This is a genomic window from Clostridium culturomicium, assembly GCF_000821305.1.
Lineage (GTDB): Bacteria > Bacillota > Clostridia > Clostridiales > Clostridiaceae > Clostridium_J > Clostridium_J culturomicium.
Window position 1 is genome coordinate 517,657 of record NZ_CCXK01000016.1, and the last position, 12,402, is coordinate 530,058.

The 12,402-nt window shown below is 32.1% G+C and carries 12 protein-coding genes and 2 other annotated features; of the genes, 1 reads left to right on the top strand and 11 read right to left on the bottom strand.

All coding sequences use genetic code 11. From position 1 onward, the window contains the following. Positions 1 to 48: 48 nt before the first annotated feature. From BN1075_RS11750 to ytxC, 11 genes are all read right to left on the bottom strand, one after another. Positions 49 to 1,041 carry a glycosyltransferase gene (locus tag BN1075_RS11750; protein WP_040193336.1) on the bottom strand — a complete coding sequence of 331 codons (993 nt, stop codon included), beginning with the start codon at positions 1,039 to 1,041 and terminating at the stop codon, positions 49 to 51. A 172-nt stretch (positions 1,042 to 1,213) separates the two neighbouring features. Then, complete coding sequence (locus BN1075_RS20790; RefSeq protein WP_052406517.1) at positions 1,214 to 1,924, bottom strand: cell division protein ZapA; 711 nt, start codon at positions 1,922 to 1,924, stop codon at positions 1,214 to 1,216. Between the two features lie 239 nt (positions 1,925 to 2,163). Continuing rightward, the gene (pheT, locus tag BN1075_RS11760; RefSeq protein WP_040193338.1) at positions 2,164 to 4,542 is read right to left on the bottom strand and encodes a phenylalanine--tRNA ligase subunit beta; all 2,379 of its coding nucleotides are present in this window, start codon (positions 4,540 to 4,542) and stop codon (positions 2,164 to 2,166) included. 19 nt (positions 4,543 to 4,561) lie between these two features. After that, the gene (gene pheS, locus BN1075_RS11765) at positions 4,562 to 5,581 is read right to left on the bottom strand and encodes a phenylalanine--tRNA ligase subunit alpha (RefSeq protein ID WP_040193339.1); all 1,020 of its coding nucleotides are present in this window, start codon (positions 5,579 to 5,581) and stop codon (positions 4,562 to 4,564) included. Between the two features lie 71 nt (positions 5,582 to 5,652). After that, positions 5,653 to 5,941, bottom strand: a binding site (T-box leader). A 69-nt stretch (positions 5,942 to 6,010) separates the two neighbouring features. After that, the gene (locus tag BN1075_RS11770) at positions 6,011 to 6,802 is read right to left on the bottom strand and encodes a TrmH family RNA methyltransferase (RefSeq protein WP_197072311.1); all 792 of its coding nucleotides are present in this window, start codon (positions 6,800 to 6,802) and stop codon (positions 6,011 to 6,013) included. A 26-nt stretch (positions 6,803 to 6,828) separates the two neighbouring features. Next, the gene (locus BN1075_RS11775; protein WP_040193342.1) at positions 6,829 to 7,482 is read right to left on the bottom strand and encodes a potassium channel family protein; all 654 of its coding nucleotides are present in this window, start codon (positions 7,480 to 7,482) and stop codon (positions 6,829 to 6,831) included. A 14-nt stretch (positions 7,483 to 7,496) separates the two neighbouring features. Then, the gene (locus tag BN1075_RS11780) at positions 7,497 to 8,864 is read right to left on the bottom strand and encodes a TrkH family potassium uptake protein (protein WP_042387242.1); all 1,368 of its coding nucleotides are present in this window, start codon (positions 8,862 to 8,864) and stop codon (positions 7,497 to 7,499) included. 238 nt (positions 8,865 to 9,102) lie between these two features. Further along, positions 9,103 to 9,456 carry a 50S ribosomal protein L20 gene (gene rplT / locus BN1075_RS11785; RefSeq protein WP_040193343.1) on the bottom strand — a complete coding sequence of 118 codons (354 nt, stop codon included), beginning with the start codon at positions 9,454 to 9,456 and terminating at the stop codon, positions 9,103 to 9,105. Between the two features lie 26 nt (positions 9,457 to 9,482). Beyond that, positions 9,483 to 9,680, bottom strand: coding sequence for a 50S ribosomal protein L35 (rpmI, locus tag BN1075_RS11790; protein ID WP_040193344.1), 198 nt, complete (start codon positions 9,678 to 9,680; stop codon positions 9,483 to 9,485). Positions 9,681 to 9,699: 19 nt separating this feature from the next. After that, positions 9,700 to 10,230 carry a translation initiation factor IF-3 gene (gene infC, locus BN1075_RS11795; protein ID WP_081911570.1) on the bottom strand — a complete coding sequence of 177 codons (531 nt, stop codon included), beginning with the start codon at positions 10,228 to 10,230 and terminating at the stop codon, positions 9,700 to 9,702. 28 nt (positions 10,231 to 10,258) lie between these two features. Next, positions 10,259 to 10,375 (bottom strand) — a sequence feature (ribosomal protein L20 leader region). A 36-nt stretch (positions 10,376 to 10,411) separates the two neighbouring features. After that, positions 10,412 to 11,335: a putative sporulation protein YtxC gene (gene ytxC, locus BN1075_RS11800; protein ID WP_040193346.1), complete on the bottom strand. Its 924-nt coding sequence runs from the start codon at positions 11,333 to 11,335 to the stop codon at positions 10,412 to 10,414. A gap of 203 nt (positions 11,336 to 11,538) precedes the next feature. Here ytxC and BN1075_RS11805 point away from each other — a divergent pair, with 203 nt between their 5' ends. Further along, positions 11,539 to 12,243, top strand: a complete 705-nt coding sequence (locus tag BN1075_RS11805; RefSeq protein ID WP_040193347.1) for a DUF6873 family GME fold protein — start codon at positions 11,539 to 11,541, stop codon at positions 12,241 to 12,243. Positions 12,244 to 12,402: the final 159 nt, after the last annotated feature.

Below are 12,402 nucleotides of genomic sequence, written 5' to 3' on the forward strand. Positions count from 1 at the left end.
TTATTTTTATATAAATACTATTTAAAGATATTTTTTCTGTATCCCTTTCTACTTCGTTAACAATAAATACCCCTTATATATCTCTTCTAGCATCTTATCAACCTTATAATTATCTCTTATATAATTCTTTAATTTATCGTTCTTTTTAGTTGTTATAGCCTTTTTAACTGCTGCTTTTATACTATCATAGTCATAAGGATTACAGTATAATGCCATATCATTAAAATATTCTCTCGAAGCTCCCTCTTCAGAAACCACGATATTGCACCCCTGTGCCCCAGCCTTAAGTGATGACAAGCTGGTTACTTCTGAAAAGCTGGTTAAAACATGAGCCTTTGCAAAAGTATAAGCATTATATAAATCATACTCCTTCATAAAACCTAAATAGTTTGTTGTTTTATATTTCAAACAAGCCTTTAAGTATTCTTCATCCATAGCTGTTCCAACTAAAACTAAATTTATTTTTAGCTCATTGCACACCTTACTTAAGGTCAATTGATTTTTACATTCACAAATTCTCCCAACGCACAATACATATTTATCTATACCATACCTGCTCTTAAAATCATAAAGTGGTATATCTTCGTAATTTACCATTACTCCATTGTGGACTGTAATAACCTTTCCCCCTATACCAAAATCCTTGGCAATTAATTCTCTCTCATAATTACTGTTACATATTATTAGTTTGCTCTTTTTTAGAATAAGCTCTCGATAAGCCTTGCAATTGTTCCAAGAGTTGACTCTGGATGTATTATTAGTATATTCAAAGAATCTACTCATATTAAAATACATAGGTGACACAACAATATTACATTTATAATTACTTGCTCTTTTAAAATGTGTATAGGTATCAAATATGTTTTTTACATCAAAGAGATGTACTATATCAAACTTTCCATAGTCAACCTCCTCACTGGCACCACATATCTGTACCTCAATATTTCTCTCTTTTAAAAAGTTGTATATCTTAAATATAATATCCATATCTCCACTATTTGAATTGGCATAGTCACTTCTAGCGCATAGTAAAACTTTCACGTTATAATCCTCCTAAAGAATTATGGTTTTATCTAATACCTATGCCCTACAAATTTTAATTATCACCAATAGCAATAATTTTATTAATAAAAATAAATCTCAATATAATAAATATATATATAATTATTATAAAATAAAAATGACAGTCGAAAAGAACTGTCATTTGTGATTTTTACTTTTTAATTAACGGAGCTTGTCCTAATTTTATTAGCTTAAAATTTTTATCCTCTAGCTCTCTAGTAAGTTCTTCTATCTTTCTTACTTTAGCCATTTCTTGATATCTAAATCTATTATTTTCAGCAAGAAGTTTTTTACTAAAACCCTGTTGCTTCCTGTTTTCATCTTTTAGTTTTGCTTCCACTTCTTCCATCACAGCTAATTGCTGTTTTAAGGCTTCAATTTCAGCCTGCTTCTCTTCAGCAAATTTAGTAAACTCAGCTTGTTTTGCTTCAAAAAGTTTATCGAATTCAGCAAGCTTTATTTGTAGTTCCTTTACATTCTCTGATTCTAACTCTTCTGTGGCTGTCTTCAACTTCTCTGATGCTGCTCTTAAAGCACTGTTTAAAGTTGTATTTTCCTCATAGATAGCTTCATAATCTCTTCTCATCATTTCAGTTTCTGAGATAAGCTCCTTATGCTCCCTAGATAATAGCTTATAATTTTCATTAACTCTTTCAAAAGCCTCTTTATTCTTAAAAACTTCATCACCTAAATTAATAGCAGCTAATATAGTTGCATCTGGACGGCTTATTTTAGTATTCTTTATCATTAAGCTATTTATTTTATTATCAATATATTGAGCCACCATTTGTAAGTACTCATTATTTTCTTCACCACGAAGGTTATATTCCATTCCATTTATTTTAACTGTTATAATGTTCACATAAACACCCTCTTAATTCAAATTTACACTTAGATAAACCTACCATTATTTTAACATATATTAGCTACTTATTAAATACAGTATTTTAAAATATCCACAGAAATCCTCAGGTTTATTAAACTCCTTCACCATATTTACTCATAAATACAAGAGGTCATCTCCTTTTCGGATTAAATTCTGCTATAAGACAAAAAAATGTTGATATCGAAGGTTGCTCCCTCAATATCAACATCTCTATCTTATCTTAATTCAGCTCCAAGCTTGTGCTCTAAGCTTTTTAATATTTTATCATGAACCTTATTAACATCTGCATCTGTTAAAGTTCTGTCAGAATGTCTGTAAACTAAAGCATACGCTATACTCTTCTTCCCTTCTGGAATCTGACTTCCTTTATAAACGTCAAACAGATTAGCACTTTCTAAGATTCCTCCGCCCTGCTTCTTAATTGTGTCTTCTATTTCTTGCACAAGAACAGTGTCATCAACAAGAATAGCCATATCTCTTGTTACAGCTGGGAACTTTGGAAGGGCTTTATATCTTCTATCAGATTTAGCACATTCAAATAACATATCTAAGTTAAGCTCTGCAATGAAGCATCTTGTATCGATACCATAGTTTTCTGAAACGTCTGGGTGGATTTCTCCAATTACTCCTGATACTTTATTTCTTAACTTAAGAGCTGCTGTCTTTCCTGGATGGAAGGTTGGATTTTCGCTTTCTCTAACAAAGCCAGCATTTTCAATTCCAAGACTAGCAAGAACATTTTCAACAACGCCCTTAAGCTCTAAGTAATCTCCAGCACCATACATACCAATTGTTAAGATGTTTCTCTCTTCTGGAAGCTGAGTTTCATCTTCATTCTTGATATATACTTTTCCTATTTCAAATAACATTGCATACTCGTTACTCTTAACATAGTTTCTAGATAATGACTCCATCATTGAAGAAATAGTTGTTGTTCTCATTACCTTGAAATCTTCTCCTAGTGGGTTTCTAATTTCAACTACATCTCTAAGACAACTGTCTGCTGGTATTAAAAGCTTATCAAAGATTTTATTGCTTACGAAAGAGTAACTTATAGATTGGTTATATCCACTTCCTATTAAAGCATTTATAACTCTGTCCTCTAATTTTTGTTTTTCAGATTTACCCGATTTCTCTGCTTCACAAGTTGCTAAAGTTGATTCAAAGTTATTATACCCGTGAATTCTTGCAACTTCTTCTGCAACATCCTCTTTAATATTTAAATCACTTCTGAAAGTTGGGCAAGTAACAACTAAGTTATCTCCTTCTATTTCAGTAAATAAATCTAACCCATCAAGATATTTCTTCATATCTATTGGAGATATTCTGCTTCCTAAGAATTTATTTATCCATTTGAAATCTACAGTTAAAGTATGTGGATTTTTAACTTCATTGTAAATGTCTATTTCACCAGCCATAACTGTTCCAGCACCTAACTCTTCAACAAGAGCGCACACTCTCTTAACAGCAAGTTCACATAGGTTTGGATCTAAGTCCTTCTCAAACTTACCAGAAGCCTCTGTTCTTAAGTTAAGCTTCTTAGAAGTATTTCTGATGTTAAGACCGTTAAAGTTAGCACTTTCTAAGATTATCATAGTAGTGTCTTCCTTAACTTCAGAGTTAAGTCCTCCCATAACTCCCGCAAGTCCTATAGTCTTGTCACCATCTTTGATACAAAGCATAGAACTGTCTAAGCTTCTCTCTTCTCCATCAAGCGTAGTGAACTTCTCTCCATCTTTTCCTTCTTCAACAACGATAGTATTTGACTCTATATCTCTTGCATCGAAGGCATGTAATGGCTGACCAAGCTCTAACATAACAAAGTTAGTTATATCAACAATATTATTTATTGGTCTTACATCAGCTTCTAATAATCTTTCCTGCATCCATTGTGGTGATGGCTCGATTTTTATATTGCTGATTCCTTTAGCCATATATCTTCTGCATAATGGACTTTTAACTTCAACCTTATAAGTGTCAGTTATATCTGTGTTGTCCTTTATAGTGTACTCTAGGTTTGGCATTTTATAAGAAGTTCCTAATGTCGCAGCAGTTTCTCTTGCCATACCGATGATACTGAAACAGTCAGCTCTGTTAGAAGTTATTTCAAAGTCTATTATAGCGCTCTCAAGTGGAAGCACAGACTTTATGTCGACTCCTATTGGTGTATCTTCAGGCATTATTAAAAGACCGTGTACTGGCTCATCTCCAGCTATTCCTAACTCATCTTCTGAACAGAACATACCGTTAGAAACTACTCCTCTTAATTTACCCTTTTTAATTTTTAGTCCACCGTGAAGTGTTGAACCATGAAGAGCTACTGGAACTATGTCCTGCTCCTTCATGTTAGTTGCTGCAGTAACAATTTGTATTGGCTCTTCTTTATTTATATCAACAGCACAAACCACTAGCTTCTCTGCATCTGGATGTCTTTCTATTTTTGTTATTTTTCCTGTAACAACGTTTGATATTTCATCCCCTGTAAGGATTACTTCTTCAACCTTTGAACCTGATAGAGTAAGTGCATCTGCAAGCTCTACAGGTGAAATATTTATATCAACATAATCGTTTAACCATTTAACTGGATATTTCATATTTTTTCCCTCCTACCTTCTAAAATTGATTTAAGAATCTCATATCACTTTCGTATAATAATCTGATATCGTCTATTCCGTACTTAAGCATTACCATTCTGTCTAAACCAAATCCGAAAGCAAATCCGCTGTACTTCTCTGGGTCGATTCCGCCTCTTCTAAGTACGTCAGGGTGTACCATTCCGCAACCAAGGATTTCTATCCATCCGCTTCCTTTACAAATCTTACAGCCTTCTCCCTTACAAACGAAGCAAGTAGCATCCATCTCTGCTGATGGCTCTGTGAATGGGAAGTGGTGAGGTCTGAATTTAACCTTCATCTCATCTCCAAACATTTTTTGAACGAACATTTCAAGGGTTCCTTTTAAGTCACCGAAAGTAACTCCCTCAGCTATAACTAGTCCTTCAACCTGATAGAATATTGGAGAGTGTGTAGCATCAACCGCATCTGAACGGAAAACCTTTCCTGGTCCAAGCATCTTTATTGGAGGATTTTGATTCTCCATAGTTCTAACCTGAATTCCTGATGTTTGAGTTCTTAAAACTATACTATCGTTTATATAGAAAGTATCTTGTTCTCCTCTAGCTGGGTGATCCTTTGGAATATTTAATGCTTCGAAGTTGTAGTAATCAGTCTCAACTTCTGGACCTTCTTCTATAGAGAATCCCATAGATAAGAAGATATCATTAATTTGCTCAAGAGTTAAAGTAATAGGGTGCTTTTTACCAACTATCTGCTTCTTACCAGGCATAGATATATCTATAACCTCGCTCTCTAACTTCTTCTTCTTCTCTTCAGCCTTTATAGCCTCTACCTTGCTCTCTAAAGCAGATTCTATAGCTTCTCTAACCTCATTTGCAACTTTACCAACCACTGGTCTTTCCTCTGCTGTAAGCTTACCCATTCCTCTTAAAATTGCAGTAAGCTCACCTTTTTTTCCTAGGTATTTTACCCTAAGATTTTCTAGTTCAGCTTTATCTGAAACTTCATTTAGCTGCTCAAGAGCTGCTTTTTTAATTTGTTCTAATTGTTCTTTCATAAAATAATCTCCTTTCTAACCTTCTATTGTAAATAAGTTTAACCATTTTTTTGCATAAAAAAACCGTCCCCGAAAGGGACGGAATATCCGCGGTACCACCCTAATTGAATTTCAATATGAAATTCCACTTAGTAAGTTTATCGACCTCCGCCGTCAATTACTAATTGAGAGTCTAAATCTTTGATTTAGTTCCTCGAAATTACTCATTCGAATGAATATGAGAATGAGTTTCCTTCCTCTTTCATAATTGATACTCTAAAGTGAACTTCGAAATAATTTTTATAAGAAAAGCTTTCAGTCCTTGACTTCTCATCCCTAGTATAAAAAATTTATATCTACTCTCTTTGTCATCGTATTTTATATTATTATTTTTACTATTAAAAATAGCATTAGAAATATTATACATAGAATATAACCAAATTTCAAGTATTAATACTTTCCACTTAAAATCCTTTGTCTTACACCTTCATATATCATTATAGATGCAGCAATGGCAACATTAAGTGACTCAGTGCTTCCCAGCATTGGTATCTTAACCTTTTTAGTTGCAAGATCCATAACCTCATCACTAATTCCATTACCTTCATTTCCGACTGCTATAATTGAATTACTCACTAAATCAACCTCATAAAAATTTTTATCAGTCTGTAATGAACTGCAAATCAAATTATAGTTCTTACTCAATAACTCTTTTGTAAAATCTAAATTATCATTATCTTGAATTAAAGGTATATTAAAAATAGAACCCATGGTTGATCTTAAAGTTTTTTCATTATATAAATCTACAGTACCTTTAGTCATAATAATACCAGCACACCCTGCACTATGGGCTGTTCTTATTATGGTTCCAAGGTTTCCTGGATCTTGAACCTTATCTATTAAAATATAACTTCCATCAGTAGGTTTATGCCTTTGATTATTAACTCTTACAACAGCTAAAACTCCTTGAGAGTTCTCCGTTGCTGCTATTGTCTTAAATATACTGTCACTTGTAACATATATTTTTTCTTCATTTTCTGCTGCGTACTCGTAAAACTTATCTTTAAACTTCTCAACTACAGACTCTCTAACAATGATTTTATCAATTATGAAAGAGGACTTTAGTCCTTCCTCCACAAATCTAAATCCCTCTATAATGAATCTTTCCGTTTCATTTCTGTACTTTTTATCTTTAAGCTTCCTAATATCTTTAATAGTATTGTTCTCTTTACTTGTTATCAGCTGCACTTATTTCGCTCCTTACCTTACTATAGTCTTTCTATACTATTTAGTTCAGCAGTTCCACCTATGGCAACTATTATATCGCCTTCTGTAATAATCTCCTCTGCAGATGGTGATACATTAATATCATTATCTCTTTTGATTGCAACTACGTTTATTCCATATCTAACTCTAAGATTTAATTCCTTTAAAGATGAACCAACCCAATCCTTAGGAGTTACAATCTCAGCAATACTAAAGTCAGGAGATAATTCAATATAATCTAATATACTTGAAGAGCAAAGGTTATGAGCTACTCTTATCCCCATATCTCTCTCAGGGAATATAACTCTATTTGCTCCAATTTTATAAAGTACTTTTGCATGCATTGCATTGTTTGCCTTAGTTATAATGTGCTTAACATTCATTTCTTTAACTAATAGAGTAGATAAAATATTTGCTTGAATATCTGAACCTATACTAATTATAGCCACATCAAAATTTCCTATTCCAAGAGCTCTTAAGCTTGCTTCATCATTAGCATCAACCTGTACTGCATGAGTAACTCTATCTGCAATATTTTGAACTCTCTCTTCATCTATATCCACAGCTAAAACATCATTTCCTAAAGCATACAAAGTTTCAGCTACCGATGTTCCAAATCTTCCTAAACCTATAACTATAAATTGTTTTTTACTCATATTCTGATACCCCTCTATCCAACTAAAATTTTACCTTCTGGATATTTTATTGAATTTGTCTTATTATCACTTCTTATTGCTATAGCTACCAATAAAGTAAGTGGTCCTATTCTTCCAGCATACATAGTAATTGCTACAATTATTTTACCTATTGCAGTAAGCTTTTGAGTTAATCCCATTGTAAGCCCAACTGTACCAAAGGCAGATGTAGCTTCAAATAAGTATTGCTCAAATGGCACTCCTGCTCCGCTTTCAGTTATTGTTAATAATATTGTAACCGTAAATACCAATCCCAGTGCTATAACTACTACTGCAAAGGCTTTATATACTGTTTCTTTACTTATTTTCTTTCTAAATACTTCTGTATCTTCTCTTCCTTTTATAACAGACATTACTGTTAATAAAAGCACTCCTGCTGTGGACGTTTTTATCCCCCCTGCCGTAGAGCCTGGAGAACCTCCAATAAACATAAGAATTATTGTTAACAGTACTGAAGCCATAGACATACCCGCTAAATCAATAGAATTAAATCCAGCTGTTCTTGGTGATACAGATGCAAAGAAAGCAGATAGCAGTTTATCCTTCATAGACATCTCTTTTAATGTAGCCGGATTTGAATACTCAAATATAAAGAACATAACAAATCCAAATACTATTAAAAATAAACTCATTGATATTACTACCTTTGTTTGTAGTGATAGCCTTCTATTTATCTTATAGTTGTATAAATCATCCCAAACATAAAAGCCCAAGCCTCCAATGATGATTAAAGCTGATAATGTAAGAATAATCAATGCATTGCCGCTATATCCTGTTACACTGCTGTATCCACCCATCAAATCAAAGCCAGCATTGCAAAAGGCTGATACTGCATGAAATATACTATAATAAATTCCTTTACCTAATCCAAACTCTGGAATAAACTGAATTGAAAGAAGTAGTGCTCCTATAAGTTCAATTGAAAAAGTAAATGTTAGTATGTATCGTGCAAATCTAACAATTCCTTGAAGAGATGTTAAACTAATAGACTCTCTTATTAACAATCTTTCCTTTAATGTTATTCTCTTGCCTGCGATTAAGGCAATTAAGGTAGCAAAGGACATAAATCCTAACCCACCAATTTGTATTAATAACATAATAACAGTTTTACCGAAATAAGACCAGTATGTACCTGTATCTACTGTAACAAGTCCTGTTACACACACTGCTGATGTAGATGTGAAAATACAGTCTATAAAGGGCGTTTTCACACCATCAATAGTTGCAATGGGTAAACTTAGTAGAAATGCCCCAATTAATATAATTGCCGCAAACCCCATAGCTATTATCTGCACTGGTGTAAATCTTTTGTTTCTCAGCATATTACGCTTCTTCAATTGCATATAAAACACCTCTTATTCTAATAAGAATCTTCATATTTAAATTATATATTACTTACCTATGTTTTTCCCATTTCACCGTTAAAATATTGATAGTATAAAAATGTAGCTTAAACTACACTTTTATACTATCAACACATTTAATCTTATGTACTTAATATTCCAAAACTGGTAATTTGTTTTTTTATTAGAAAAATCCAGAGAACGACTAAGTCATCCTCTGGCATTTATGTTATCAATCTTAGATGTGCTTTTTTGCAACTTCTACTAATTCAGCGAATGCTTTAGGATCGTTGATAGCTATTTCAGAAAGCATTTTTCTGTTTATATCTACTCCAGCAACCTTCATTCCATTCATGAATCTTGAGTAAGAAAGACCATTCATTCTTGCAGCAGCATTTATTCTAGCTATCCATAACTTTCTGAAGTCTCTCTTCTTTAATTTTCTTCCAACATAAGCATTTCTTAATGCTCTTATAACTGACTCATTAGCAGTTTTAAATAACTTGCTTTTTCCACCGTAGTATCCTTTTGCAAGTTTTAATACTTTTTTATGTTTTTTACGACTGTTCATCGCTCTTTTTACTCTTGCCATTATATTTCCCTCCTAGATCTCTTCTACTATAAGTATGGTAATAATTTCTTCATGTTCTTTTCTTGAGTAGTTGAAACGTATCCTGCTTTTCTAAGATTTCTCTTAGTTTTAGCGCTTTTCTTAGTTAATATATGGCGTCTAAAAGCTTTAGATCTTTTTAACTTCCCTGTTCCTGTTTTCTTGAATCTTTTTGCAGCACCTCTATGTGTTTTCATTTTTGGCATTGTAAAGTCCTCCTCTCAGTTATGCTCCTTTTTTAGGAGCTAATATCATTATCATATTTCTTCCTTCTTGTCTAGCAGGCTTTTCTATTGTATAAACATCGCCTAACTTTTCAACAAATAGGTTTAATATCTTAAATCCAATCTGTGAGTTTTCAATTTCTCTTCCTCTGAATCTCACAGTAACTTTAACCTTATCTTCATCTAACAAAAATTTTCTAGCGTTGTTAGCTTTAATCTCGATATCATGCTCTTCAATTGTAGCACTTAATCTGATTTCCTTAACTGTAACAACCTTCTGCTTTTTCTTAGCTTCCTTTTCCTTCTTTTGTTGTTCATAAACAAACTTCCCAAAGTCCATAATCTTGCAAACCATTGGTTTTGCATTTGGAGACATAACCACTAAGTCTAATTCTTTCTTATGAGCAATTTCTAAAGCCTCTTTAGTAGGAATTACCCCTAGAGCTTCTCCATTGGAATCAATAACTCTAATTTCTTTGTCTCTTATATCTTCATTCATCATGAAGTCTTTATTTTTACTGATAACTTTCACCTCCGGTTATTTTTAACCATATATAAATATAAAATAAAAAGGACGACATAAGCCGTCCTGATATTACAATTCAATCATAATGTAAAATATCTTAACCTTACTAGCAATACTGTAAGGTGAGAAACGGCTGTTTCTTCTTGCAAAATTTTATTAATTTCTTCAACTAACAAAATTGATTTTACTATATGTTTATATTATTGTCAACAGGTATTTTAATAAATCCATTCAAAATATTACACTCATTACATCCAGTGCAATATTCAACCCTGCTTTCAAAAACATTGTGTATTGTTTTAATTAACTCCTTATTTTTACATCTCTCTGAAGAATGTATAACTATTTTGTGTGGACAAGTTGTTATCAAGCCACTTATAATCAAATCATCCTTACTTATTTCTCCCATTGTTTTATTCTCACACAAATCATTTAGAAGGGATTCCATCATATCATTCCCCTCATCATCCTTAAGTGTATAATCATCTCCGGATTTTCCAATAAACAAATCCACTTTTTCTAATTTGCAGTCTTGAACTTCAACAAAGTACTTCAGAAGATTTATAAATTCATTATACTCCTTTTCAATCATATACTTTTCAACTATTTTTTCAACCATTGAAATAATATCTTTATTTAAATCCTTAGATCTAAAATCTAAAAATCCCTTCACATTCAATTCTTCTACTTCACTTAAACATACCATAATTTTTTGCAACGCATCATTTTTTCTATTCATGCAAAATATCATAGTTTCATCTATGGCTACTTCCTCATTTAAAACTTTATGTACTACATCCTTTACTATAGATATATCTTTATAATTCAAAAAGTTATATGCTTCATTTAGATGTTTATTAATTTTACCATCTAAAAACTCCTTTACTGCAACTTTATATAATATCGTTGCTATGTAGTACTGAAATACTCTAACATTTGCCTCTGAATTCCTTGAAATCTCACCATAAATTTCGACTAACTGACACCCATCTTCTTCATCAACCTCGCAACGCAGTTCTAGTTCCTTATCCTCTAAATAAGTGATAATATTTCTAATCTCATTCAACACATAATCTTTATGGCTATTATTTATAATAGTCAATAGTAGCATATAATCACCTCTTGATTTAAGCCTTTTATCACCATACAAATTATAAAATCTAAAGAATGTGAAAAGTATTTTCATTAAAGATGATATTATTATATGTGTTTATAATTTCTATATTCAACATTAAAAATCCAATTTATTCTTTGATTTCTAATGTATTTATAGTATATTTTTTATAATGAAAATTTTAAAAGAGGTGTTATATAATGAAATATGCTTTTGTTGATTATAGAATATCAGAAGAAGAAATCAACAATCTTTCAAATTTAAATTGCAATATTATTAAATGTGAGCCTTGCCTCAAATTGTATAATGCAATCTGCGGCCACCCTGATATTTTACTTCACTTTATCAATCCTAGTACTATAATACTTCATAAAGACGCCTCAGACACCTTTGAAGCTTCCTTAATCGATCTAGGTTTCAATATAATTAGAAGCGAGTACAGCCTTACAGATAAGTATCCTGAAGATATAATCCTAAATGCAGTAAACACTAAAGACTTTTTCATGCATAATCTTATACATACTGACCCGATTCTTCTTGATGCTGTTCAAGATAAAACTTTAATAAACATAAAACAAGGTTATTCAAAGTGTTCAACCGCTATCCTTAATGCCAAAACCTTTATTACTTCCGATAATTCTGTTTTCAAAGCTTTAACTGCTCATGGATATGATGTACTGTTAATAAATCCTGGAAACATAGAACTTCCTGGTCTAGACTATGGTTTTATAGGCGGAACTTGTGGAATGCTGGATTCTAACACCTTAGTTTTTTACGGTTCCTTAGATTACCACCCGCAGAAACAAGAAATAACTAACTTCTTAAAAAGAAACAATATAACACCAATTTACCTCTCCGATACACCTCTTATAGATAGGGGCAGCATCTTCTTTACTGATTTATAATGTCCTTAACGATAAAATAATGAATTACTATTGAAACTCCCCTGGAGTTTCTTTTTTCTTTATACACTATCCATTCAAAGGATAATCACATAGCTATATTTATCATTCCTAACTTTTCATTTTGTCATCGAAAAATAAAAAAAGTAAGCAATAATACTA

What these genes read in the sequence shown, in the direction of transcription:
- pheT (WP_040193338.1), bottom strand. Translation starts at nt 4,542, where the DNA reads ATGAAATATCCAGTTAAATGGTTAAACGATTATGTTGATATAAATATT.
- pheS (WP_040193339.1), bottom strand. Translation starts at nt 5,581, where the DNA reads ATGAAAGAACAATTAGAACAAATTAAAAAAGCAGCTCTTGAGCAGCTA.
- BN1075_RS11775 (WP_040193342.1), bottom strand. Translation starts at nt 7,482, where the DNA reads ATGAGTAAAAAACAATTTATAGTTATAGGTTTAGGAAGATTTGGAACA.
- BN1075_RS11780 (WP_042387242.1), bottom strand. Translation starts at nt 8,864, where the DNA reads ATGCAATTGAAGAAGCGTAATATGCTGAGAAACAAAAGATTTACACCA.
- rplT (WP_040193343.1), bottom strand. Translation starts at nt 9,456, where the DNA reads ATGGCAAGAGTAAAAAGAGCGATGAACAGTCGTAAAAAACATAAAAAA.
- rpmI (WP_040193344.1), bottom strand. Translation starts at nt 9,680, where the DNA reads ATGCCAAAAATGAAAACACATAGAGGTGCTGCAAAAAGATTCAAGAAA.
- ytxC (WP_040193346.1), bottom strand. Translation starts at nt 11,335, where the DNA reads ATGCTACTATTGACTATTATAAATAATAGCCATAAAGATTATGTGTTG.
- BN1075_RS11805 (WP_040193347.1), top strand. Translation starts at nt 11,539, where the DNA reads ATGAAATATGCTTTTGTTGATTATAGAATATCAGAAGAAGAAATCAAC.